22 protein-coding genes are annotated in these 24671 nt (G+C 64.9%); 9 read left to right on the top strand and 13 right to left on the bottom strand.

The features are described from left to right. Positions 1–159 precede the first annotated feature (159 nt). Entirely contained in the window at positions 160–2532 is a 2373-nt protein-coding gene (locus tag VGQ94_02940) for a protein kinase (GenBank protein ID HEV2021462.1), read from the bottom strand. A gap of 796 nt (positions 2533–3328) precedes the next feature. On the opposite strand from VGQ94_02940, the gene VGQ94_02935 reads away from it, so the two are divergent. Beyond that, positions 3329–4483: a hypothetical protein gene (locus tag VGQ94_02935; GenBank protein ID HEV2021461.1), complete on the top strand. Its 1155-nt coding sequence runs from the start codon at positions 3329–3331 to the stop codon at positions 4481–4483. An 85-nt stretch (positions 4484–4568) separates the two neighbouring features. Continuing rightward, complete coding sequence (locus VGQ94_02930; GenBank protein ID HEV2021460.1) at positions 4569–5750, top strand: GGDEF domain-containing protein; 1182 nt, start codon at positions 4569–4571, stop codon at positions 5748–5750. A gap of 190 nt (positions 5751–5940) precedes the next feature. On the opposite strand, the gene VGQ94_02925 is transcribed toward VGQ94_02930, so the two are convergent. The 3 genes from VGQ94_02925 to VGQ94_02915 form a co-directional block, all read right to left on the bottom strand. After that, positions 5941–6645, bottom strand: coding sequence for an EcsC family protein (locus tag VGQ94_02925; GenBank protein HEV2021459.1), 705 nt, complete (start codon positions 6643–6645; stop codon positions 5941–5943). 180 nt (positions 6646–6825) lie between these two features. After that, complete coding sequence (locus VGQ94_02920) at positions 6826–7578, bottom strand: SDR family oxidoreductase (protein ID HEV2021458.1); 753 nt, start codon at positions 7576–7578, stop codon at positions 6826–6828. 42 nt (positions 7579–7620) lie between these two features. Next, positions 7621–8868 (bottom strand): PrsW family intramembrane metalloprotease, encoded by a 1248-nt coding sequence (locus VGQ94_02915; GenBank protein ID HEV2021457.1) that lies wholly within the window; start codon positions 8866–8868, stop codon positions 7621–7623. 149 nt (positions 8869–9017) lie between these two features. Between VGQ94_02915 and VGQ94_02910 the strand changes: the two genes are divergently transcribed. Continuing rightward, positions 9018–9479 (top strand): FAD-dependent oxidoreductase, encoded by a 462-nt coding sequence (locus VGQ94_02910; protein ID HEV2021456.1) that lies wholly within the window; start codon positions 9018–9020, stop codon positions 9477–9479. An 82-nt stretch (positions 9480–9561) separates the two neighbouring features. Then, a complete protein-coding gene (locus tag VGQ94_02905) occupies positions 9562–10254 on the top strand; it encodes a PilZ domain-containing protein (protein HEV2021455.1) in 693 nt (230 codons plus the stop codon). Positions 10255–10267: 13 nt separating this feature from the next. On the opposite strand, the gene VGQ94_02900 is transcribed toward VGQ94_02905, so the two are convergent. After that, on the bottom strand, positions 10268–10672 hold the full coding sequence (locus tag VGQ94_02900) for a MerR family transcriptional regulator (protein ID HEV2021454.1): 405 nt from the start codon (positions 10670–10672) through the stop codon (positions 10268–10270). Positions 10673–11080: 408 nt separating this feature from the next. Here VGQ94_02900 and VGQ94_02895 point away from each other — a divergent pair, with 408 nt between their 5' ends. The 5 genes from VGQ94_02895 to VGQ94_02875 all read left to right on the top strand — a co-directional run bounded on the left by VGQ94_02895 (position 11081) and on the right by VGQ94_02875 (position 16074). Continuing rightward, entirely contained in the window at positions 11081–12715 is a 1635-nt protein-coding gene (locus tag VGQ94_02895) for a hydantoinase B/oxoprolinase family protein (GenBank protein ID HEV2021453.1), read from the top strand. Positions 12716–12740: 25 nt separating this feature from the next. Next, entirely contained in the window at positions 12741–13793 is a 1053-nt protein-coding gene (tdh, locus tag VGQ94_02890) for an L-threonine 3-dehydrogenase (GenBank protein HEV2021452.1), read from the top strand. Continuing rightward, positions 13794–14345, top strand: a complete 552-nt coding sequence (locus VGQ94_02885; protein HEV2021451.1) for a DinB family protein — start codon at positions 13794–13796, stop codon at positions 14343–14345. 56 nt (positions 14346–14401) lie between these two features. Further along, positions 14402–15622, top strand: a complete 1221-nt coding sequence (locus VGQ94_02880) for a glycine C-acetyltransferase (protein ID HEV2021450.1) — start codon at positions 14402–14404, stop codon at positions 15620–15622. A gap of 68 nt (positions 15623–15690) precedes the next feature. Further along, a complete protein-coding gene (locus VGQ94_02875) occupies positions 15691–16074 on the top strand; it encodes a DUF2085 domain-containing protein (protein ID HEV2021449.1) in 384 nt (127 codons plus the stop codon). 1 nt (position 16075) lies between these two features. On the opposite strand, the gene VGQ94_02870 is transcribed toward VGQ94_02875, so the two are convergent. The 8 genes from VGQ94_02870 to VGQ94_02835 form a co-directional block, all read right to left on the bottom strand. Next, on the bottom strand, positions 16076–17380 hold the full coding sequence (locus VGQ94_02870) for a dihydroorotase (GenBank protein HEV2021448.1): 1305 nt from the start codon (positions 17378–17380) through the stop codon (positions 16076–16078). Continuing rightward, on the bottom strand, positions 17377–18288 hold the full coding sequence (locus VGQ94_02865) for an aspartate carbamoyltransferase catalytic subunit (protein ID HEV2021447.1): 912 nt from the start codon (positions 18286–18288) through the stop codon (positions 17377–17379). The genes VGQ94_02870 and VGQ94_02865 overlap by 4 nt, the downstream gene beginning before the upstream one ends. Further along, a complete protein-coding gene (gene pyrR, locus VGQ94_02860) occupies positions 18285–18887 on the bottom strand; it encodes a bifunctional pyr operon transcriptional regulator/uracil phosphoribosyltransferase PyrR (protein ID HEV2021446.1) in 603 nt (200 codons plus the stop codon). The genes VGQ94_02865 and pyrR overlap by 4 nt, the downstream gene beginning before the upstream one ends. Positions 18888–19025: 138 nt before the next feature. Next, entirely contained in the window at positions 19026–19490 is a 465-nt protein-coding gene (locus tag VGQ94_02855; GenBank protein HEV2021445.1) for a hypothetical protein, read from the bottom strand. 255 nt (positions 19491–19745) lie between these two features. After that, entirely contained in the window at positions 19746–20339 is a 594-nt protein-coding gene (locus tag VGQ94_02850) for a hypothetical protein (protein HEV2021444.1), read from the bottom strand. Beyond that, the gene (locus VGQ94_02845; protein HEV2021443.1) at positions 20314–22236 is read right to left on the bottom strand and encodes a glycoside hydrolase family 3 N-terminal domain-containing protein; all 1923 of its coding nucleotides are present in this window, start codon (positions 22234–22236) and stop codon (positions 20314–20316) included. The genes VGQ94_02850 and VGQ94_02845 overlap by 26 nt, the downstream gene beginning before the upstream one ends. Positions 22237–22281: 45 nt before the next feature. Further along, entirely contained in the window at positions 22282–23307 is a 1026-nt protein-coding gene (gene miaA / locus VGQ94_02840) for a tRNA (adenosine(37)-N6)-dimethylallyltransferase MiaA (protein ID HEV2021442.1), read from the bottom strand. 236 nt (positions 23308–23543) lie between these two features. Next, positions 23544–24587 carry a TonB C-terminal domain-containing protein gene (locus VGQ94_02835; protein HEV2021441.1) on the bottom strand — a complete coding sequence of 348 codons (1044 nt, stop codon included), beginning with the start codon at positions 24585–24587 and terminating at the stop codon, positions 23544–23546. Between the last annotated feature and the right edge of the window lie 84 nt (positions 24588–24671).

Below are 24671 nucleotides of genomic sequence, written 5' to 3'. Positions count from 1 at the left end.
TGCGCCTACCCTACGCCTGAGACAGGCGTGGCAAAGAACCCGCTTCCCAGACTGTGCGGAAAATCCTCTCGACTAGACGCCTCTAAGCTGCTGGAATTGCAAGATCAAATGGCCTGGGTTACTAGCGAGCCGAAACCACATCATTTCGGCGCTGGAAGGCTACTGCGGGAGGCCGATGCGACGCAGCAGGTCTGCGAAGCGCGGATCGGAACGCAGGGGATCGAACCGGGGCTCCACTTTGAGATTACTCAGATTGAACGAGTGCTCCTCATATGCCTTATCCAGCCACGCAAAGGCCTTGTCTCTCTCACCCAGGCCTGCATAGACAAGGGCCACGTCGTGCGCTGGGACATAGCTGTGTTCGGATAACCTCTGCAACTCCGCGAGTATCTTGCGTGCTTCGGTCTTCCTGCCGGACACGGCATAGACGTGGCCGAGGCTAGCCATTGCCAGTATCTTGTCAGCGCCTTTCGTAACCGTGATCGCTCTTTGAAACCCGGTGATGGCTTCCTCAAACATGCCCTTTTGCTCATAAGCCGCTGGGAGGTACGTGTGGGGCGGGGGGAAGTTCGGGTCTAGCTCCAGGGTCTTCTGGAATTGATCGATCGCCTGGCCGTAGTTCCGGGAATAGTAGAAAGCCAATGCCACCCCAAAGTTGTTAACGAGTGAAAGCGGCTCCAGCTCTTGAGCTCGTTTTTCCTCTGCGTCGCCTTCTCGGAGCCGACCTGTTGCACTCAGATAACCCCCATACCATTGGTGAGCCGGCGCATAGCGCGGATTCAGCTCAATCGCGCGCTTGAATTCTTTCTCGGCGGCCGACCAATCCCAATCGTATACAAATAGTACGCGGGCCAGTGCGGTGTGCGCTTCAACAAGCGTGTCGTCTAATTGCAGGGCCCTCATCGCTGCGGCCTTCGCGCGTGGCATTCTTTCTCTCGGCGGCAGCGGATTCGCTGGCACATGGTAACAGTCAGCCAACCCCGCGTAAGCCAGAGCGTAGCTCGGGTCTTTTTCGATCGCCTCTTGAAAGTACTCGATGGCTTTCTGTATGCCATCCGGTGTGCGTTTATTCCAGTAGTATCGACCCTTTAGATAAAGTTGATAAGCCTCAGTATTCTCTGTGAAGTGTTTGGTCAGCCGTTTTTCCTCCTCACCCTCCAACCGCAGGCGCAGCTTGTCCGTGATTTCACGGGCGATATCTTCCTGCACGGCGAGGATGTCCGCGAGCTTGCGGTTGTACTGCTCGCCCCACAATTCGGAGCCATCCCTGACGTCCATCAACTCCATGCTGATGGTCAACGTTTCGCCGCGCTGCGAGACTCTCCCCGTCAGAACCGCGCGGACATTGAGGTCGCGTCCAACTTTTTGCGGATCAATATTGCGGCCTTTATAGCGGAACACGGTACTCCGCGCCATGACCTTCAGCCGGGGTATTTGAGACAACTGCCTGATTAGAGTTTCGGTAATCCCGTCGCTGAGGTATTCCGTATCCGGATCAGTGCTGGCGTTGACAAACGGCAAAACAGCCACCGAGTCGATGGCCTCGCCCCGCCCTCGAAACAGGGTGAACCATATGGCGACCACCAGCAGGGCGGCCAGCGCAGCTCCTCCCCCTGCGAGTGCCCACTTGGCGCGCCACCACGGTCGAGGCTGGACCGCAGGGGCCACTGCGGTTATCGTACCCACCCGAGCTGAATCCATATCGCGTTTCAGCCGCTTCAGATCCGCGCGAATATCCGCTGCATGCTGGTAGCGCGTCTCGCAGTCCTTCTCGAGCGCTTTCAGAATGATTTCTTCGAGCTCCGGCGAAATATACGGGTTCAACCGCACCGGCGCCACCGGCGCCTGGCGCAGGATGGCGTCAGTCAGCATGGGCGCGCTGGACTGCGGGAACGGCCGCCGGCCGGTGGCCAGCTCGTAGAGCACCGCACCCGCCGCCCAGATGTCCGAGCGCGCGTCCGCGGGCTGGCCCTGCAACTGCTCCGGCGCCATGTAGGGCAGCGTTCCCACGGCTCCGTGGGTCTGGCTCAGGCTTTCCGTCGGGGCGGCGTCGCTGACTGGATGCAGCAGCTTCGCCAGCCCGAAATCGAGAATCTTCAGTCGCCCGTCCGGCGTCAGGCGCAGGTTCCCCGGCTTCAAGTCACGATGAATCACGCCCTCGGAGTGGGCCGCCGCCAGACCTTCCGCCAATTGCATCCCTAGACGAATGACCTCCTTCTCCGGAAGCGCGCCCGCCGCCAACTTTTCGTCCAGGGTCACGCCGGGAATCAGCTCCATGACTAGGAAGTCCACCCCGTCCTGTGTGTCGAAGTCGAAGACGGTCGCGATGTTGGGGTGGTTGAGCTTCGATAGCGTGAGCGCTTCCTTGCGGAAGCGCTTGCGGGCGTTTTCATCGGTGAGCGTGCCCGGCGGGAGAACCTTCAGCGCGACCTCGCGGTCCAGGCGCTCGTCGTGGGCGCGAAAGACCAGGCCCATGCCTCCGGCGCCGATCTGTTCCAGCACGCGATAATGGCCGAGTGTCTGCCCGATCATGGCGAAGGAATCTAGCTTGGGGCGAAATCTTAGGCTGCCAGTCTTGGCAGGTCAACGCATGGAAGGTCGGTCGCCTTTAGCCCATTGCTGTACCGACCAGACAGGGCGCGCCGAAACCCTTTCTTCCGGCACTGTGATGGCTCCCACGCCCAAGGCCAGCGGGCAGAGGTGAGCTGGGGGCGTGTCGAAACAGCGCTCGGACCGATTCCGCGCACAGGGGGGCCTGTGCTAAGGCGGGCAGTTCGGGTATGCCGTGGGCCGCCAGAGTTCTAAAATCGTCTGCTAGGGCCGACCATCTTTTCCCAAGCAGTTCATTGGATTAGCGAGCTTCCGGTTTTCGGGATTTCCACATTTTGGATCTTCCTGTTCAGGTGCTTACCCCCAATCAATCCTACCTATCCCGCACGTTAGGGGCGCTGAACCCCTGGTAAGCAAATTAAGGCCAGGGGTTCTGACTGTGAACCCCTGGTAAGCAACCACACCCAAGTTCCGGTCCAAAGCCGCGAATAGTCCGCGAAATAGTAAAAACAATAGGCGAGGCTTCAACGGGCCAGATGTCCTCCGAGCCGCGACGGTCCACGAGGATGTCAGCCTAAACGCCGCCAATCGTGATTCGCTTCGCGCTCAAAGTGCCTCCTAAGTATGCGAGGTTGTCCGTAATTATTCGATGAAAGTTGCGGCCAGATTGGTTGTGGAAGTCGTTGAACTTGCGGAATTCTGCTGCAACTCTTGGGGTTTCGTTTTACACTTCTGACACGAATCGTCCCCTTTCAGTTGGTGGGAAGGACACTTTACTTTGACTCTTTCGCAGCGCATTCGATCCATCTTCCTGTTGTCGTGCCTGGCAGCGCCTCCGTTCTCCCCTGGTGCGGACGCTCCTCATGCGGTGAAACCGCTGCAGCTCAAGGTCGTTGAGATTAACGAGCCGAACGGCCAGATTCTGAGTTACCAGCAACGTGCCGGCTCGATCACTGTCCAGATGCGCGGCACCAAGCTCGCGCCAGAAGCACAGATTGACATGAAGGTTGGAAGCCGGCCCGGATTCCTGGGCCTGAACATCGGGAAACGACCGGGACTTGTGGAGGTCGAGATCAACGGCAGCGCGGTGAGCGGATTGCGACCGGCGCATACCTTCGGCAAGGACTTCCTGACCTACGTAGTTTGGGCAGTATCAGCAGATGGCAAGGCTTCGAACCTCGGCGAAGTCGCCTTCAGCGGCAACCGCGCGAACAACACGAAACTGACCACACCGCTCCAGACCTTCTGGTTGATGGTGACGGCCGAACCGAATTATGCGGTCATCGACCCGAGCCGCTTGGTGGTGATGTACAGCAGAGGACTGCCGAACAGCATGCCCCCCGAGAGCAAGGCACTCGTCATCCCAGGGAAGCTGTTCTACTTCACCCACTACAACGTTTATGACTCGGCGGTGGGAAGCCCGCTCGAGCCAGTGCCGAACCAGCTGTTACAAGCGCGAAAAGCGGTGGAGTTGGCGTCTGAGTCCGGGATCCTGGTGAACCGTCCTACGGGGACCCTCCTCAAGGAAGAGGAATACACACGTGCGGGACTGGCGCAGGCGAAATCTTTCCTGGCCAAGGCCGAAGCTGCTTATCAGACGAATCCAAAAGGCCAGGACGTGGTGCAGTTCGCGCGCGCTGCCGTACAGAGTGCCGAGAATGCGCGGTCGCTTTCCACCGGGGCGGCCGGCAATCTCCAATTGCCGCCGCCAGAGATCAAGCCCGTTAGTGTTCCACGGCGTGCCAGAGCGCCTACGCCGGAAGTCGCAGTGAAGACCCATCCGCCGGAGCAGCAGACCACCAAGACCGTCGCCGTGGCCCCGGCTCCACCGCCAGGGACCGTCATCAGGTTGGTTTCGCAGCCCGCATTCTGGTTCGCGTTGCTCGGTTGGGGCGTTGCCATCGTGCTGCTATTCCGACGCAAGACTCGGTAGTTGCGGGCAGCGGTGTGGTGGTGCAGGAAAGGCAGAGGCAAGCGCAATGCGTCATCTTTTTGGCATGTTGGCACCCGGAGGTGTATTGCTGCTGGCCGCCTGGGCCGTGCAACAGGAAGAGGTGGTGCGGGGGATGGCGGCGCCCTACGCCGTCTACTTCTGCTTCAGCGCTCTCATCGTGCCGGTGCTGCTCAGCTGGTATCACGACCAATCGCGATTACTCGCGATTTCCCTGGCGCTCGCGTTCACGGTATTTGGTTGGGTACGGCTGCCGGCGGAGGCGAATACCGCCAGGCTGGCGATGATGTTCTTCCTGCCTCTGATCTTTCTCCTGACGGAGGTCTTCTCCGAGCAGCGCGTTCTGACGCGCATTGGTTGCCTACGCATTGGCTTGGTAGTCTGCGCCGCTCTTGGCGTGGCCTGGATGAGCGGTGCGAAGGATGGATGGTGGACCGCTTTGTTTGCGTGGGGAGGAGGTCGGAGCACATGGACGTGGCTGCCCTGGGCCGAGCAGCTGTCGTTCGCTGTGGGGGCGCTCCTGATCTTGTTTTTCGCCATCCGTCGGCGGAGCAAGACGGAGCAAGCCATGCTCTGGGCTTTGCTAGCGGCATTCCTCGGGGCGCATGCCCGGAAGCCTGAAGCAATGTACTTCTACTACGGCACCGCCGGGTTGGTCGTCATGTTCGCAGTGATGGAGCACAGCGCTGAGATCACCGACCGCGACGAGTTGACTGGTCTTCCTGGCCGGCGGGCGCTTAACCGTGTTTTGGAACAGCTCGGCCGTCGCTATGCGCTTGCGATGTGCGACGTGGACCACTTCAAACGCTTCAACGATACCTACGGCCACGAGACCGGCGACCAAGTGCTCCGGATGGTAGCCTCGCGCCTCTCGCGCGTGTCGGGCGACAGCGAAGTATTCCGTTTTGGCGGGGAAGAGTTTGTCATCGCCTTTCGCGGTCTCTTGGCGGAAGAGGCGGAGCCGCTCGCTGATTCCGTGCGCAAGGCCATAGCGGACGCCGGTTTTACCATCCGTGGACCGAATCGCCCCGCGGAAAGACTAGTCCAGGGTCCGTTGCCGGCTTCGGACAAGAAAACCTCCGTCCCCATCACAATAAGCATCGGCTTGGCCGAGGCCTCCAGTAAGGATTCCAGCCCAGAGGCTGTGCTGCGGGCCGCTGACCAGGCGCTCTACCAAGCGAAAGAAGCGGGACGCAACTGCCTCTGGGTCGCGGAGAGCGCTCGCGCCTCGGGTGCATTGGCTCCGTAGCGTCGAGTCGTGCTAGCAAACGGCCGGGGAATCACTTACTCCCTTGTGTCGCTCTGCTGGGCCTCCCGTATTCCCATCCCCCAACTCCTGCAATCAGGATTTCGTGAGTTCTAAAATCGTCCGCTAGGGCCGACCATTTTCTTCTCAGTCCGCAGTGTCAGTTCCCAGTTCGAGAATCTGCCCGTTCCGACTATTCTTCTCTTTGAGCCCGTGGTAGAAGTCTTACCCCCTCTGGCAGGGCGCGCCCGGCGCGTTGCTGGCGCAGGACGAGGTGGCGCTCGCGGAAGTGATTGCGGGCGCGCTCACCCCAGGCACGTACGAAGTAGTAGTTGAGCCCAGCGCCCAGGATCGAGCTGGCGAGGGGGATCACCCGCGCCGACCACTTCTCCACCACCTCCACGCTGGCGCGGGCAGCGATGCGCTCGATGACGCGTGGCACGAACTTGTTCACGATCTGCCTCTCTACCAGTTCGCGCCCGATGTCCACGCCGGCGGCGCTGGCGGCGGCGATCCATAGCTCGGCAACCTCCTCGTCCGTGTTGTACTCGAAGCCGTAGATCAGGCTGAGCTTCTGCACCGTGCGCAGGGTGATGACGGCGAGAATGCTGAGGTCGGGGAGCAGGGAGAAAATGCCGGCCAGGCCGAACCCCGCTCCCTCCGCAGCGGCGATCTTCATTCCGGCGCGGATGGTCTGCGCGGCCAGCTCGTCGAGCAGTTCCACGGGGAGCGAGTCCATGTCCTGAAAGCTGCTCACGGGAAGGCGGTGGGCGGCTTGCAGGTGGGAGAGGTACTGCTGGGGGTCGACGCGCACGGTTTCGTAGGCGCGCTGGAAGCCGCGGCGGAGCGCGCTCTCCGCGCGGCGCAAGAACCAGGTGCGTTTGGGCGGGTCAGCCATCGCTCCTAGTCTACGTTCTCGGAGCGAGAATTGAGGATTTCCCTAACCGGTGCCCACCAGTACCCGTACCTTGCTCATCCCTCGCTCCTGTTCTTGGAATTCCGAAGCAATCTGCTCACAGTCCGGCCCACGTCTTATTAAACCGCATTGGTCTTCATAGTTGTCAGCATCGTCTCCCATTCAGTAGGCAACACCGGGTGTCTTGCGCAGATAGGTGTCGTCGGTCAGTTGTTTGAGCATGAAGTCGGCCACATCGGCGCGAGAGATCTTCGTCGGGCGAAACCAGCCGCCAATGTCCATGCCGGCCCGATAAATGCCTTTTCGCGGCCCGTTGGTCAGGGAAGAAGGCCGAACAATCACCCAGGCGAGTCCGCTTGCCTGGATGATCTGCTCCTGCACCGCTTTGTCGGCAAACATGTTCCGCAGTAACAGAGGCACCAGAATGAGGTTGTAGAAAATCCCCAGCCGCCCTCTGCTGTCAGCGACGCCGAGCGACGACTCGCAGATCAGGCGCTGCACGCCGTGCTTCTTCATCGCCTGGACGATGTTCTTGGTTCCCTCCGAGAGGGCGGTGGTCCGTCTGGTCAGAAACAATAGCGCCAGGATCGGCCCGCCGATCCGAACCGACCAGCCGAGCGGCCCCGTGAGCGTCAGGACTCGGGCAAGGATCTGAAAGGCGAAGGTAAGAAAGACGATAGTCCACACGGGAAGGTGAGTGCCAAGCGCCGACAACACAGCGTCCTGCCCCTTTACGGCTGCCTCAACCGAGTTGAGGTCCAGCATGTTGCCCTGTGCGACGGTCAGGTTCTGGTGCGTGCTTCGGACCTTGGCTGGGTCACGGGCAAAGGCCGTCACCACATGTCCCTGCTCCAGCGCTTGCTCGAGCAGCGCCCTGCCCGTTCCGCCGGTTGCGCCGAAAATCAGAACCTTCACCGCGTTCGTTCTCCGGGAAGCGCCGCCAGCTCGCGGTCGCCACTAAGCATTCTCCGCCGCCTGGCTCGCCTTGGCCTGCGCCAGCATGGCCTGGATCTCCTTCACGTTGAGCGAGCCGGTCAGGGTTTGGCGGAGCTGCACCTTCAGTCCCTCGAGTTGTTCCTTCTTCACCTGGCGCAAGCCCTGTTGGACGAAGCCGAAGAGCACGTACCAGGCGACCAGGCCCAGCGCAATGTACTTCAGGAAGAAGATGCTGGGGAAGTAGGGGAAATCCCAGATCATGTGCAGCGCCACCGGGATGAGCATGGCCTTGAGGAAGCGCTTGTCCCAAAGCATGTTGAGTTGGAAGCTGGCGTCTCCCCGCACGCGCCAGAAGGCGGCGGCGGCGATGGCGGTCCAGGCCACGTGCCCGAAGGGCGCGAGGAAGCCGCGCAGGTAGATGACGCTGGTCATCTGGCCGTAGTTTCCCTTGGATATCAGCAGGTAGCGGAAGGCGTATCCGGCGCTTTCGAAGGCGGCGAAGCCGGCGCCCACGGCCGCGCCCAGCAGCAGTCCATTCAGGATGTACTTGTAGCGGCTTCCGCCGCGGCTAAGCGCGACCACCGTCAGCAGCTTGGCCGTCTCTTCGATGACGCCCGCCTCCGGACTGCCCAGCCAGGAAAGCGGCGACCACTCGAACTCGAACAGCGCGACCAGCATTGAGATCACCCCGCCGATCAGGAACAGGCGCAGGACCTCGTAGAAGGAGACGTTGCGCGGCGTATTCATTTCGAAGACCAGGACGGCGGTGGAAAGCGGCACGGCCAGCGACCCCATCATCAGCAAGCCGGGGATGAGGTTCAGATTGTCCGGCCAGAGGTGCAGGGCGTAGTCGAGCACCGCGTACGTCAAGCATAGGAACGCCAGCATGCGCATGAAGAACCAGGGCTTGGGCCAGCCGGTGGGACAGTCCTGGATGGCCGGCGTGGTGTGCGAGGTTCCCACCAGGAAATACTGCTCCGTGTCCTCCTGGCTGCGGTGCTTGAAGACCTCGGAGAACATCTCGCTCAGGCTGAAGCCCTCCAGCTTTTCGGTCGAGGCCAGGCGATCGATGCGTCCCTTGAGAGAGTCAATGAGGTGGATCTGATGGCTCGGCGCGGGCGCCGGCGGCGGCATGCCGGCTCCAGCCGGAACGGCGGCCACGGCCAGCGGAGCTGCGGCGGCCGCGGAAGCCGGGGCCAGGGCGGCGCCACACTTGGTGCAGAAACGGTGGCTCTCGAGGTTGGACGCGCCGCACTGGAGGCAGTGCATGGGAACAGAACTCCTGGGTACCCCACAGCCCGCTCCCGGAGCGGAGACCGCGCCTCCGGTGAGCGGGGATAGTGCCGCGCATTCTACAACCGCGACCTCAGTTTTCGCACATCTTCGCGGCTCTCTTCTTTGTGGTTCATCTAAAGCTAATGGGACCGCCCATGGAGAAGACCGTCAACCCTCCTCACGTCGTCATCCTCGGCGGCGGCTTTGGCGGGCTGTACGCCGCGCGCGCGCTGGCGCGGCATCCCGTGCGCATCACGCTGGTGGACCGCAAGAACCACCACACCTTCCAGCCGCTGCTCTATCAGGGGGCCGCGGCGGAAAACATCGCGCGCGACCTGCGCTCGGAGCCCCGCCAGAACTTCCGCTACCGGGACCGGGGGAACCTGGCGACCATCGGGCGCGCCGCCGCGGTCGCCGACTTCGGGCGCATGCGCATCTCCGGGCTCATCGCCTGGAGGGCCTGGCTCACCATCCACATCTTCTGGCTCATCGGCTTCCGCAACCGCCTGCTGGTCTTCATCCAGTGGACTTGGGCGTACATCACCTACCAGCGCGGCACGCGGCTGATCACCGGCGACCCCGAGCTGCCCGGCCGGGCTCCCTGAGCGTTTCTGCAAGGGGAAATATTTTCTCTTTGACCTGGGCCGCTGGATAGCCGAAACTTGATGGCTCGACCCCCAAACCCTCATGCCGCCGGAAAACAAAGGCAAGGCCAAGCACGGACCCACCGCGCTGCTCATTCACCTGGAAAAGGATGAAGCCGAGTTGCTGGGCGGCGTCTTTCGCCAGTTCTCCATCGCGAGCGAGACCGTCTCCGGAGACGTCGCGAAGCTTGTGAACCAGAAAAAGTTTGAAGCCTGCGTGCTGCGGCTGGACGAGGGCGCGGAGCGCACCCTCCAGACCCTGCGGGATTCCGCCCGCAACCGCAACGTGCCCATCCTGGGCATTTGTTCCAGCACGCCGCAGGCCCTGCGTTTCTCCAAATACGGCATCAACGCCCTGCTGCGCGATCCGCTGGAGCGCCAGGACGCCATGCGCGGCGTGCGCTCCGCCCACCTGCTCATCATCCATGAGCTGCGCCGCTACATCCGCGTCCCCATCGTGTTGGAGTGCGTGATGGATCTGATGGGCGGCGGGAAGGTCGCCGGCCTCACCCGCGACCTGAGCTATGGCGGCATGTCGGTAATCACGTCGACGCGCGTCTCCGTGGACCACGCGGGCGAAGTTTCCTTCAAATTGCCCAACGAGACCGGGGTGAAGGTGGGAGCCACCATCCTGTGGCGGCACGAGCCCGAGTTGGTGGGCCTGCGCTTCGAGCCGGCGGACGACCGCCGCCTGCAGCTCCGGCCCTGGATCGATGACTACCTGAAGCTCACCTGAGCCCCGCGCCCGCTTAGTGCCGCGCGGAGAGGATCTCCAGAATCTCTTTCAAACCGTGGCGGACGGCGAGCAGCCCTTCCTGGGAAGCCTTGCGCGAAAAGGGAAGCGCGGGCTGCTCCTTGCCGGCCTTGACCTCCGCCCGCAAGTGCTGGCGCGCCCCGGCGATGGTGAAGCCTTCCTCGTACAGCAGCCGCTTGATCACCAGGACGCTCTCCACATCGCGCCGGCGGTACATCCGCTGCCCGGTGCTGCTCTTGGTGGGCCGGAGCTGGGGAAACTCTGTCTCCCAGAAGCGCAACACGTAGGCCGGCAGACGGCATAGCCGCGACACTTCGCCGATGCGGAAATAGAGCTTGTCGGGAACCACGACTTCGGAGGGCGTCGACCGGCTGGAGCGGGACTTGGTTCGCGTGGGCATGAGGGGAAGCGTGTTAGCGCGATACTACGGCGCGTGCGCCCCAGCGTCAACCGCAGAGTACAGCGACGAAAATGAGAGAGGGCCAGCGCTTGCGCGGCGGCCCTCGAACCCTGTTGCAGGCTCCCTTTTTAGAAGCGAGGTTTTGGCCTCGCTGTTGTTACCTCTTTTTCTTCTTTGCCTTTTTCTTTTTCTTCATCAGTTGGCTTTCCTCCCTAGAAGTTTGGGGCCCGATTTGCCCTCATGGCCCAATCTGTGGTGTGGGTATGAGGTACTGCACTAGATGTTGGGGCAGAAGCCGAAGCATGTCAACAAAAAAAGATGCCGCGGGCGGGCCGCCGGCTCGCCTGCGCCGGAGACCGGGGAGGGGAATCGCCATGACGTAGACTCTTTCGGAGGCGGACAGGGAAGGTGCGGCGCGATCCCATCGAGCTCGAGGTTTTCAAGAACCTCTTCCACTCCATCGCGGAAGAGATGGGCGCGGCGCTGCGCCGCACCGCCTTCTCCCCCAACATCAAAGAGCGGCGCGACTACTCCTGCGCGGTGTTCGACGCGCGCGGCGAGGTGGTGGCCATGGGGGATCACATGCCCGTGCACTTGGGCTCCATGCCCATGTCGGTGCGCGCCGCCATCCGGGCCTTTCCGCTCGCGCCCGGGGACGTCGCCATGCTCAACGATCCCTTTTGCGGCGGCACCCACTTGCCGGACATCACGCTGGTGGCGCCGGTGTACAACACAAGACCACATGGCGCGGCCGCCCTCGGCCGCGCGCCCGACTTCTACGTAGCCTCCCGCGCGCACCACGCCGATGTCGGCGGCGCCTACGCCGGTTCCATGGGCCCGTGCCGCGAGATCTACCAGGAAGGCGTCCGCATCCCGCCGGTGAAACTGGTGCGCAGGGGCAAGACGGACGAAGACGTGCTGGCGCTGCTACTGGCCAACGTGCGCACGCCGCGCGAGCGCGAAGGCGACTTGGGGGCGCAGCTCGCCGCCTGCCACACCGGGGCCACGCGCCTGCGCGAGGTGTGCGTGCGCTACGGCCGACCGCGCGTCCGCCGCGCGATGAGTGCGCTGCTTGATTACTCTGAGGAGGTGATGCGCGCCTTCCTCGCCCATGTCCCACGCGGAACCTTCCGTGCCGAGGATTTTCTGGACGACGACGGCATCACGGACCGCCCCATCCGCATCGCCGTCAGCATCGCGTTCCATACCGGGCCACGTGGCGCGGCCGCCCTCGGCCGCGGTCCCGTCGTCACCGTGGACTTCACCGGCAGCGACCCGCAGGTGGCGGGCAGCGTCAACGCAGTGGAGGCCATCACTTACTCGGCGTGCTTCTACGTCTTTCGCTGCCTGCTGGCGGAGGACGTACCGGCGACCGCGGGGCTGATGCGACCCATCCGCGTGATTGCGCCCGAGGGCAGCATAGTGAACGCGCGGCCGCCGGCCGCGGTGGCCGGAGGAAACGTAGAGACCTCGCAGCGCATCGTGGACGTCCTGCTGCGCGCGCTGGCCCAGGCCATTCCGCAGCGCATCCCGGCCGGCTCGTCAGGGACGATGAACAACCTCACCCTGGGAGGGATCGATCCCAGGAGCGGCGAACCCTTCGCATACTACGAGACCATCGCCGGCGGCATGGGTGCGCGGCCTACCAAGGACGGCGTCTCCGGCATCCACACCCACATGACCAACTCGCTCAACACGCCGGCGGAGGCGCTCGAGCACGCCTATCCCTTCCGTGTGACGCGCTACTCCCTGCGCCCGGGCTCGGGCGGCCCTGGAAGATTCCGCGGCGGCGACGGCATCGTGCGCGAGATCGAAGTGTTGACCGACTCCGACATCGCGGTGCTCGCCGACCGCCGCTCCCGCGGGCCCTACGGCCTGGCCGGCGGCGATGCGGGCGCGCCCGGAAGGACGCAGATCATTCGCCGCGACGGCTCGGTCGAAGAGTTGCCCGGCAAGACAAGCGCGCGGCTACGGGTGGGCGAGCGAGTGCGCATCGAGTCGCCCGGCGGCGGCGGCTGGGGCAAGCGAAACATAAAGGCGTGATTTAGAATGCGCGCGGTGATTCCTGATGCCTGAGACCATGCTGGCGGTGGTGAAGCCGGAGGCCAAGCCGGGCGTGGAGCTCCGCGACGTCCCCATCCCCAGCCTCGGCCCCACTGACGTGCTGGTGCGGGTGAAGGTGGCCTCGGTCTGCGGTACCGACCTGCACATCTACAACTGGGACGCATGGGCGCAACGGCGCATCCATCCGCCGCTCATCCCCGGGCACGAATTCTGCGGCGAGGTGGCCGAGGTCGGCCGTGAGGTCACCGCCGTCAAGCCGTTCGACTTCGTCTCCGCCGAAATGCACGTGGCCTGCGGCGAGTGCTTCCAGTGCCGCATCGGCGAAGCCCACATCTGCCAGAACGTGAAGATCATCGGCGTGGATTCCGACGGCGCCTTCGCCGAGTACGTGCGCATCCCCGAGTCGAACATCTGGAAGATCGATCCCGCCATTCCCGTGGAGTACGCCTCGGTGCTCGACCCGCTGGGCAACGCTGTGCACACCGTGCTGGCGGGCCCCATCGCCGGCCGGACGGTGGCCATCACCGGCTGCGGGCCCATCGGGCTGTTCGCCATCGCGGTGGCGCGGGCCGCGGGCGCGACCCAGGTCTTCGCCGTCGAGGTCAACGAGCATCGCCGCAAGCTGGCGGAGACGATGAAAGCCGACCTGGTGCTCAATCCCGCCACCGACGATGTGAAGGCGCGCATCTTTGACGCCACCGATGGCGTGGGCGCGGACGTAGTGCTGGAGATGTCCGGCCACCCCGACGGCATCCGCACCGCCTTCGACGTGGTGCGCCGCGGCGGACGCCTTTCCCTGCTGGGACTGACCTCCAAGCCCATCTCGCTCAATTTTTCCGAGGACATCATCTTCAAGGGCATCACCATCCAGGGCATCAACGGGCGGCGCATGTACGAGACCTGGTACCAGATGACCGCGCTGCTCAAGAGCGGCAAACTCGACCTGCATCCTGTGATCACCGACCGCCTCTCCATGCGCGACTTTGACAAGGGGATGGAACGGCTGAAGACCGGAGAGGCCTCGAAGATCCTGCTGTACCCCAACGGGGTAAAGTGATTGGCAAACGGCAGCCAGCAGCTCGACGAGGTCAAGGCTCAGTTCGAGGCGGCCTCCTCGCAGGCCAAGCAGTTGCTCACCGGAAATAGCTCGGATATCCTCACCCGCCGCCCGCAGCCCGAGCGCTGGTCGGCGGCGGAGTGCATCGCCCACCTCACGCTTACCAACCAGCACTATCCTCTGCTCATCCGCGGGGCGCTGGAGCAGGCGCCGCCGGGCGACGGTCCCTACGGCATGGACTTTCGCGGGCGACTGCTGCGCTGGATCCTGGAGCCACCCTATCGCAGCGGGGTGAAGACCATGCCCAGCATGGAGCCGCAGAGGGGCGCGTCCCCCGAGCAGGTGCTGGCCGCCTTCCTTGCCTCTCAGGACGAGCTTCTGAGGCTGCTGGAAGCGGCGCGGGGCAAGGCGCTGGAGAAGACCACCATCACCTCCCCATTCTCGAAGCGCATGCGCTACAACGCCTATTCCTGCTTCCATGTGCTAGCGGCACACGAGCGGCGACACCTGTGGCAGGCGGAGCAGGCGCTGGCCCAGAGGAAGACGCCCTGAGGGCAGAGATGTTGCATGCAACGTCTCTACGGCGGTTGTTTTAGACTTATCCGGCCATGGCCACGACGACTGCGCGCACCAATCCTCTCTCCTATCTTTCCGGCGAGTTGAACAACCTGAAAGAAAAAGGCACCTACTTCAAGCTGCGCGTGCTCGAAGACGAGCAGGCGCCGCTGTGCACCTTTGACGGCAAGAAAGTCATCAACCTGGCGTCCAACAACTACCTGGGGCTGACCACGCACCCCAAGCTGCGGGAGGCGGCGCTCGCGGCGACCAAGAAGTACGGCGTGGGCTCGGGCGCGGTGCGCACCATCGCCGGCACCATGACGCTGCACATGCAACTGGAGGAGCGCATCGCGCGCTTCAAGCGCGTGGAAGCCTGCGTGGTCTTCCAATCGGGCTTCGCCGCCAACGCTGGTACGGTCTCCGCCATCCTGGGCAAGGACGACTTCATCATCTCCGACGAGCTCAACCACGCCTCCATCATCGACGGGGCGCGCCTCTCGCGCGCGAAGATCCTCGTCTTCCGCCACAAGGACATAACGCACGCCGAGGAGCAACTGGCCTCCGTCAAAGACCAGCCCGGGCGCAAGCTGCTCATCACCGACGGCGTCTTTTCCATGGACGGCGACATCGGGCCGCTGCCGCCTCTGTGCGAGCTGGCGGAGAAGTACGGCGCCATCATGATGGTGGACGACGCGCACGCCTCCGGGGTGTTGGGGCACAACGGCCGCGGCACCATCGACCACTTCAACGTCCACGGCCGCGTGGACGTGCAGGTGGGTACGCTCTCCAAAGCCATCGGAGCGCTGGGCGGATACGTCTGCGGCACGCGCGACCTCATCGAGTTCCTCTACCACCGCGCCCGGCCTTTCCTGTTCTCCACCTCGCATCCGCCGGCCGTGGCGGCCACCTGCATCGCGGCTTTTGATGTTCTGGAAAACGAGCCGGAGCGCATCGAGAAGCTGTGGGAGAACACGCGCTTCTGGAAGAAGGAGTTGGCAGCCCTGGGGTTCAACATCGGCGGGGTCACCACGCCCAAGAGCGAGACGCCGATCACGCCCATCATCATCGGCGACGGAAGGCTGACCATGGAGTTCTCGCGCGAGCTGTTCGCCGAGGGCGTGATGGGCACCGGTCTCGCCTTCCCCACCGTGCCCGAGGGCAAGGCGCGCATCCGCACCATCGTGACCGCCACCCACACGCGCGAGGAGCTGGAGCAGGCGCTGGAGATCCTGAAACGCGTAGGGAAGAAGAAAGGCATCCTGGCCCATTGAGAGATTGGATTCCAACGCGCTGGGCTGCGGTGTCGGCCCTTCCCACGGCGCTTGCCGGCGCGGCGGTGATGGCGCCGGTCCTTTCTGCCGGCGGCTACGGCCTGACGGCTTTCGGGATTCTTCTCTTCTTCTCGCCGGTCTGCCATCAAGACCCGGCGCGGTTGTTCTGGATCTTTGGCGGGCCTGTCGCCGTTTGCGCACGCTGCCTGGGGATCTACCTGGGAGCGGCGGTGGGAGCGTGGATTCCGGCGCCTCGACGGGTGCTCCTAGCAGGATTGGCGCTGTTTGCGGCCCTCAACCTCGCGGACGTTTTGACGGAGGCCGCTGCGTGGCACGGGAATTGGAAGCTGACCCGGTTGATCTTGGGTGCGCTGCTGGGGCTTGCCGCCGGGTCCCTGGTCGCGAACTCGATGAAGCGCGATGTTTTCAGCGCCTCCGTGACTGTGCGGTGAATCAGTCCAGCCGGTAAACGAAGTGCCCGCCCACAATCGTAGCCACAACTCTGCCGGTGAGCTGCCAGCCGTCGAAGGGAGTATTGCGCGACTTGGAGCGCGACTTTTCCGCGTGGAAGGTCCAGCGGACGCCGGGGTCGAAAATGGTGACGTCGGCGATGGAGCCGCGTGCCAGGCTGCCGCGTCCTTTTAGGCCGACGATGCGCGCGGGATTGGTGGAGAGCAGTTCGATGATGCGGGTCAAACCGATCTTGCGCTCGCGCTGCAGCTTGGTGATGGCCAGGCCCAGCGCCGTTTCCAGCCCGGTGACGCCGAAGGCGGCGCGCTCGAACTCCACCTGCTTTTCGTGCGCCGCGTGGGGCGCGTGGTCGGTGGCGATGGCGTCGATCGAGCCGTCGGCCAGCGCGATCAGCAGGGCCTCGCGGTCGTCGGCGGAGCGCAGCGGCGGGTTCATCTTGCAGTGGGTGTTGTAGTCGCCGACGTTCTCATCGGTGAGCGCAAAGTGGTGGGGTGTGATCTCGCAGGTGACGTGGGCGCGGTTGCGGCGCCCGCGGCGGACGGCCTTGATGGTCTGAGCGGTGGAGATGTGGGCCACGTGCAGGTGGGCTCCCGCGGCCTGCGCCAGCCGCGCGTCGCGATCGACGATGGCGGCCTCGGATTCCGCGCTCATGCCGCGCAAGCCCAGGCGGAACGCCGTCGGCCCATCGTTCATGGAGCAGCCGGCGCTCAGCCGCGTGTCCTCTGCGTGCTGCATGACGGGAAGGTTCAGCGCCGCCGCGGCGTGCAGAACGTCGCGCATGAGTTCGTCGCCCAGGATGGGCCTACCGTCATCGGTCAAGGCGACTGCCCCGGCGCGCTGCAGCGCGCGGAAGTCCGTAAGTTGCTCTCCCTTGCTGCCCAGAGTGGCGGCGGCCACGGGAAAGACGTTGACCACCGCGCCCCGCGCCGGGTCCTGCATCCAGGTGGTGATTTCCGGGGAGTCGTTCACCGGCGAGGTGTTGGGCATGGCGCAGACGGAGGTGAAGCCTCCGGCGGCGGCGGCGGCGGTGGCGGTAGCGATGGTCTCCTTGTGCGACTGGCCGGGCTCGCGCAGGTGAACGTGCAGGTCGATGAAGCCGGGAGCGACGATGAGGCCGCGGGCGTTGAAGGTCTCGTCGGCCGAGCCGCGGAGCTTGTTGCGCGGCGCGATCTCGGCGACGCGGCCATCGCGCAGGAGCACGTCCATCTCCGCGTCGATGCGCGAGGCAGGGTCGATGACGCGGCCGCCCTTCAGCAGCCAGGACACGGGTTTGCTGTCGCGGGTCATCGCGCCACTCCCATCGAACTGGCGAGGATGGCCATGCGCACCGCCACACCGTTCTGCACCTGCTCAAGGATCACGGATTGCGGCCCATCCGCGACCTCGGCGGTCAGCTCCATGCCGCGGATAATGGGTCCGGGATGCATCACCAGGGCGTCCCGCCGCGCCAAGCGCAGGCGCTCGCTGGTGAGCTGATAGCCGGCGACGTACTCGCCCACCTTGATCTGCCGTCCCGCCAGGCGCTCTTTCTGCACCCGCAGCATCATGATCACGTCGGCGCCGCGCAGGGCTTCCTCGAAGTGCCGCGTGACGCGGACTCGGGGGGCGAGCGTGGCGGCGACGTCCGGGGCCATCTCGACCGGGCCGCAGAGAGTGACTTGAGCGCCGAACTGGCTCAGCAGGTGGACGTTCGATCGAGCCACGCGGCTGTGGTAGATGTCGCCCACGATCACCACGCGCAGCCCGCGAAGATTCCTCTTATGCCGCAGGATGGTAAAAGCGTCGAGCAGCGCCTGGGAGGGATGCTCGTGCATGCCGTCGCCGGCATTGATGATCGGGATGTCGAGGTGGCGGGCCATCAGATGCGGCGCTCCGGCGGCGGGATGGCGAACCACGATCAAGTCCGCGCCCAGCGCCCGCAGGGTGTAGCCGGTATCGAGCAGCGACTCGCCCTTCTCGATGCTGGAAGCCTCGGCGTGGATGACGCTGGTGGTCGCGCCCAGCGCCTTGGCGGCAAACTCGAACGAGACCCGGGAGCGGGTAGAGGCTTCGTAGAAGAGCAGCGCCACGCGCTTCTTGCGCAGGAGCGGCCGCGGCTTGGCGGGATTCATGCGCCGGGCCAGGCGCAGCAACGCGGTAATCTCGTCCGTCGCCAGCGATTCGATGTCGAGAAGGGAGCGGCGCTTGGTTTTCATGCGTCGGCGAAGGGTTTCCCCGGCTTCTTGGTAGAGCGCTCGGCCGGCTTCCCGGCCAGAAGCAGGACTTTTTCCGTGCTGTCAGTCTCCTTGAGCCGCACTTCGACAAGTTCTTCAGCGGTGGTCTGGGTGGTGCGGCCGACAAAAGTGGCTTCGATGGGAAGCTCGCGATGCCCGCGGTCGATGAGCACGCAGAGCTGCACGCGCCGCGGGCGTCCGTGGTCGAAGAGGGCGTCGAGGGCGGCGCGCGCGGTGCGGCCGGTATAGAGCACGTCGTCCACCAGGATGATGTCCATGCCCGCCACCGCGAACTCCATCGGCGTCTTCTGCACCACGGGCTTCGGTCCCACGGTGGAGAGGTCGTCGCGGTAGAACGTGATGTCCAGAGTCCCCACCGGGATGCGCGTCCGCTCGATGCGCTGGATCAGCCGCGCCAGCCGCTCGGCCAGCGGCACGCCCCGCCGCCGGATCCCCACCAGACCCAGGTTGGCGACCCCGGCGTTCTTCTCCACAATCTCGTGCGCCAGACGCACCAGAGTGCGCTCGATCTCCGAAGCGGACATCAATTGCGCCTTTTCGCGCAGTTCGGGCGGTCGCATTCGGGGCTGGGAAGCCATGCGAGCGAAATCATAACAGCTTCGAGTTTCTGGCTACGAGGTGGAGGTGCCGAAGCGGGCTCGGGGATCGGGTCCGGGCGCGGAGGTCGCCGCCAATCTAAGTGACTGTTAATGAAAGACTTACTGGCTTGATTTCCGCTTCCCGAACAGTGAAGCGCCCAAGGCTCCGCCGGCGGCGGCGAAGGCCATCAGTGCAAGAAAGTTGATGGCGAATCCAAGGGTCATCATGAGCGCGAAACCGCCGGGGGAGGTTATGAACTGCATGATCCCGTGGACCATTTGCTGAGCGTTGGGATCGGGATTGCGGGTGGCGGACTGCTCCATGGCCTGGCGCATGGTGTCGCGCATCTTGCCCGAGCCCATCACCAGGATGGTCAGAGTGGTGACGGCGGAGTTGACGAGCGAGGCCACCATCCCAGTGACGGTGCCCAGGCGCGCTCCCAGGCCGACAGGAACGCTGATGGCGGCGCGGTTGCGGTAGAACAGGACCGAAACTGCGCCCGCGGCCAGCACCCACAGGCAGCATCCGATGCTCAGCACGGGAGCGGCGGAGATCAGTCCCGCCACGCCTCCGGCGATGAGCACGCCGGGCCAGGCTTTGTGCCAGTCAATGCGGGGCGTAGAAGGCGGAATCGCGGGCGAAGGCGCCGGCGGAGGAGGGCTTGGTGCAGCAGCGGCTACTGCGAGGATTTGCGGGGCCGGATCCCCCAGCGGCGCCAGCCGGGCACCGCACTGTCCGCAAAAAGGGACGCCCTCCTGGATCGAAGCGCCGCAACTGGGGCAGAGATGTTCCACGCGCAGGTCAAGCTACAGGAAGTCCGGGCGGTGGCGCAACCCCGGCTACATGGTGCTTTCCTTGCCGCCGTGCATCTGGAGATAGACCAGGGCGAACTTGCATCCTTTTGTCAGCGGCTCCACCGAAACGATGCGGTGGCTGGAGCCCTTGCCAACCGCCAGCTCCACCTTGTTTCGCATCTCCGCCCCCAAGCCTTCCTTGCAGGTGATCTCTTGGTTGCCGGGATCGCCCTTCAGGTTGATGCCGCCCTTGCACTCGGTGACGCTGCCGTAAGTCTTCAACTCCTTGCGGTAGAACTCGAGCACTTTGTCCGAGGAATCGTCGGATTCAAACTTCGCTGCAATCACCTTCAGGCCGAAGCCAGGGAGTCCCAGGGTGACGTTGGCGCTGCTCGAATCGTGGCCCTCGTCCGGCACGCGACGCGCGCCCGCGTACACCGGCAGGCCGATCTCCTTGGGGTCGACCTCGGTGCGCACCTTGAGGCCGCCGAAGGGCGTTTGGATGTCCACGCTCTTCTTGGCTTCGCCCTGCTTGCCCACGTTCATGCTGCAGGCGCTGAGGCCGAGCAGAAGCACCGCTGCCGTCGCAGCGGCGGCTCCGCCCCGGGCCAGCCTATGGAATCGTTCTTGGTCTCGCATGAAAGCCTCCTTGAGAGTGCCGCAAGAATGTGGATTGTGCCGGGCGGTCGAGCCCGGCGCCGCGCTCGGCCACGCCGGGAATGGTTACCGGCAGCCGCCCGTGGATGGGGATCTCTCCAAACAGCGCCTTCACGGCCGCTGTCTCCGAAACCGGCACCCCGGAAAAAGTGCAGAGATAATTCTGGGTCTGGGGAAAGCCGGCGGCAACGTATGGGCTGCCCAGCGCCACCACCACCGTCAGCGGCGCCGCCTGCTCGAGGATGCGGTTGAGCAGGGCGGCGGTTGCGTCGTCGAGAGAAACCGAATTGGTGGTCACGCCCTGCACTTGGACCTTTTTCCCTGCCGAGGGAGTCACGTACACCGCCGCTACCACCGCGCGCGCCTGCGCAACCGCGTTGGCGATCGAATCCCCCAGGGCCGCGGCGCTGCGGGGATCGACAAAAAAGATGCGGGCATCCGGAACGCGCGCGCGCAGCTCCTGCTCGAATACCCGCCCGTACTCCGTGCGCACGTCGTCGGTGAACAGCACCGCCACCAGGCGTTTCTGTCCTTCCCCTGGTGTGGTATACGCGCCGGCCGGAGCCGGGGTTCCATTGTGTTTGAGCGGCAGTACCTGCCCGTTGTCGCGCACCAGGGTCACGGCGGTCTCGGCCACCTCGCGCGCGGCGGCCAGATTCTCCGGCCGGGCGATGATGCTGGAAAGGGCTCCAATGTCCACCAGGCGCGCCTTGTTGAGGCCCACGGAGGCCTTCAGCCGCAGGATGCGTCGGACCGAGGCGTCAATGCGCTCTTCCGAGATCTCGCCACTCTGCACCGCCGCCAGCAGCGCGTTGAACGACCCATCGAGGTCGGCGGGCAGCAGGATCACGTCGTTGCCCGCCTTCACCGCTTCCACCGCCGCGCGCCCCGACGCGTTCTTTCCCGGCTCGGCGGGGAAGAGCCGGGTGAGCGCGTTCATGTCCATGGCGTCGGTGACGACAACTCCCCGGAAGCCGAGCTGACCCCGCAGCAGCCGTGTCACCACCGCCGGCGAGGTGGTCGCGATGCGCTCGGGATCGGGCTCGAGCGCCGGCACCGTCAGGTGCGCCACCATCACCGAATCCACCCCGGCCTCAATCGCTTTGCGGAACGGGACCAGCTCCACCGCGTCCAGGCGCGCCCGGTCGCCGGTCACCCGCGCCAGCGAGAGGTGCGAGTCGGTATCGGTGTCGCCGTGTCCGGGGAAGTGCTTGGCCGTGGTCAACAGGCCGTTCTCGCGCGCCGCCTTGATGTAGGCGGCAGCGAAGGTCCCGGCCTCCTGCGGGTCCTCGCTGAAGGCGCGAGTATTGATGATGGGATTGTTCGGCGAAGAGTTCACGTCCGCCACCGGGAAGAAACCCCACTCCACGCCAATGGCGCGCGACTCCCGCGCCGTCACCCGGCCGAGCGTCGCGGCGTACTCCGGCTTGCCGGTGGCGGCGAAGGCCATGGCGTGGGGAAATCCCGTGGTGGAGTAGAAGCGCATGGCCAGGCCGCGCTCGAAGTCGGCGGCCACGATCAGCGGCAGCTCCGACTCGCCCTGCAACTGGTTGGCGAACATGGCCGCCTCGTAAGGCGGATTGCGGTAGAGGAACGGAGCCTCGAAGCGCACCGTCAGCAGCAGTCCGCCCACGTGGTACTTCTGGATGCTGTCGCGGAGCTGTGTGTACTCCGGGCTGGCCAGGTTCAGGAACTCGGCCGGCGCGCGCAGCATGAACATCTGCCCGATCTTTTCTTCGAGCGTGAGCTTGCGCAGGGTCTTCTCCGCCCACTTCTCGCCGTCATGGTCGAGGTGGACGGGCCCGGGCTGCTGGTACTTGTCTTTGGGAAAGGCCAGCGGCGCGAGCAGGAGCAGGAGGACGAGCAGCCGCCGGAACATGGCTAGTGACAATACCAGAGCGGTTGGCGGTTGTCAGTGCTCAGGTCATACGGCGCAGTCGCCCCCGGCTGTGCGACTAGCAGCGGACTGAACTAGATCCATAGCTTCAGACTGGATTTGCATGACGTCCCCGAAGCTCTTGAGCCAGTGCACCTCGGGCTCGCGCCGGAACCATGTCATTTGGCGCTTGGCGTAGTTGCGGTGGGCCTGCTGGGTGGCCCAGATGGCAAGCTTGCGGTCAATCTCGCCGCGCAGCAGTTGTCCGGCCTGCTTGTAGCCCAGGGACTGGAGCGGCCGGGCGTCGCCGTACTTCGCGAGCAGCGCGCGCGTCTCCTCCACTAGCCCGGAGTCGAACATGTGGCGGGCGCGCTCATTGATGCGGGCGTAGAGCGCGTTGCGCTCCGGGTCGAGGCCAATCCGCAGAACGCGGAAGCCAGTAAGCGGCTCGCGGCCGCGCTGCCACAGCTCGGACATCTTCTCGCGCGACTGCATGCCGACCTCGATCGCGCGGATGAGCTTGGGCGTGTCGTTGGCGTGGATCTTGGCGGCGGCGGCCGGGTCCAGGCGCTGGAGCAGCCGGTGCAGGCCCGCCGGGTCGTTCTTTGTAGCCTTCCCGGCCTTCGTGGCGCGGGCGCGCAGACGCTGGCGCAACTCTTCCGCCCGTGGCGGGCCGGAGAAGAGTCCTTCGAGCAGCGCGCGCAGATAAAATCCGGTCCCGCCGACCACGATGGGAATCCTGCCCCGGCCGGCGATCTCGGCCAGCACGACACGGGTGCGGCGGGCGTAGTCGCCGGCAGTGACCGCTTCGTCGAGTCCGGCAATGTCGAAGAGATGGTGGGGGACTCGAGCGCGCTCGGCGGCCGTGGGCTTGGCCGTCCCGATCTCTACCTCGCAGTAGAGGGCGACGGAGTCGCAGTTGACGATCTCGCCCTGGAAGCGCTCGGCCAGGGCGAGAGAGAGCGCGGTCTTGCCGCTCCCGGTGGGGCCGAGAATGACCACCAGCAGGGGCTCCTGCCTGGCCTGTGTGGAAGCAGCCGACTCGGCCGCGCGTGCGGGCGAGGTCGCCCGCATCCACACATTTTTGCCCGGGCGGCTCACGGAGTCAGCGCGCGCCCCAGGGGATATGCCGGAAGTGGCGCGCGATGATCAGCGCCAGAATGAGCAGCGCGATGATGAGGTAGCCGAGGACTTGCTGGCGCAGGGGTCGCACGGGGTCATTCTAACGCGGGGCTTTCGTGGCGCTCGCGGCGAAACGCAAGGTCCTTCGTCCCGCTAGGCGGGACTCAGGATGACAACCGCGAAAAACGCTACCGCAGGCCTTCCTTCTCCGGGTCCTGGTTGTAGAAGAAATAGAAGCGGAGCGCGAGGTACTGGCCGCGGAACTCCGGGGGCAGGGGCTGGAACGGGTTGGAAGCGGTGACGCCGCCCCAGGCGGCGCGGTCGAGCGCGATGTCACCCGAGGTGCTGTCGAGCTTCAGGCCGGCGACGCTGCCGTCCTTGAGGATGGCGAACTGGATGACCACGCGGCCGCGCTTCATCAGCGGCGCGCGCGCGACTTCGGGGATCAGGATGATCCAGTTGGCGCGGACGTCGTGGACGACGCGAGCCAGGTAGGGGCCGAAATCCACGCCCATGGTGTCGCTCAAGACGTCGAAGCCGCTGCGGACGTTGCCGCGCGGCGAAGAGCCCAGGCCGAAGTCGCCGTCCATCCCGCCCGTGCCGCCGCGGTTGGCAGCGGCGGCGTGCGCCGCCTGCTGGATGGCGGAGCCGGCGGACACCCCGTTGCCAAAGCCGCCCTTGCCGGCGAAGGCAGGGGGCTGCAGCTCGGCCATCTGGTTGGCGGGCCCCGACTGGGTCGGGGGCGAGCCTGCACGGCTTGCTCCGGATGGTGCCGCCTGTGAGCCGGGCTGGGGCGGCGGCGCCGGAGGCGCGCTCAGGCCGGGAGCGCCGGGACGCGCGGCGTCCACCAGCTGGTCGAGCACCTTCCTGTCCGGCGAGGGAGCGCGCGAAGTGGCGATGCGGTTCTTGTCGGAGAGGATGTTGGTGTTGGTCGGATGGTCGAGCTTCTGCGAGTCAGGAGGCATCGCAAGAAAGGTAAAGTCCTTGCCCTTGAACATGTCCATGGGAACGGCCAGAGCGATGTAAGAGCGCTCCGGGAGCAGCCGGCCCAGCAGGGGCAGCGAGGAAATCAGGGCGATGTGAAACAGGACTGACAACAACGCGATGGCCAGCAGGCGCCAGCGCGCGCTCTCGTCGGCGTACTCGATGAGCAGGACGGGGACGTCGTGCAGCCCGGGTGGGGGAGCATCCCCGCGGCGCGGCGCGTATTCCAGGGGCGGGATGGGAGACACAGCCAAGGGACTGATTGAGCGTGAACCCCGGCCGCCGGCCAGAGTTGTTAGCGATTGGATGCCGGAAGGGGCCGGCAGGCTGCC

The organism is Terriglobales bacterium, assembly GCA_035937135.1.
Taxonomy (GTDB): domain Bacteria; phylum Acidobacteriota; class Terriglobia; order Terriglobales; family Acidobacteriaceae; genus DASYVL01.
This window is presented reverse-complemented; position numbering and strand designations above follow the sequence as displayed.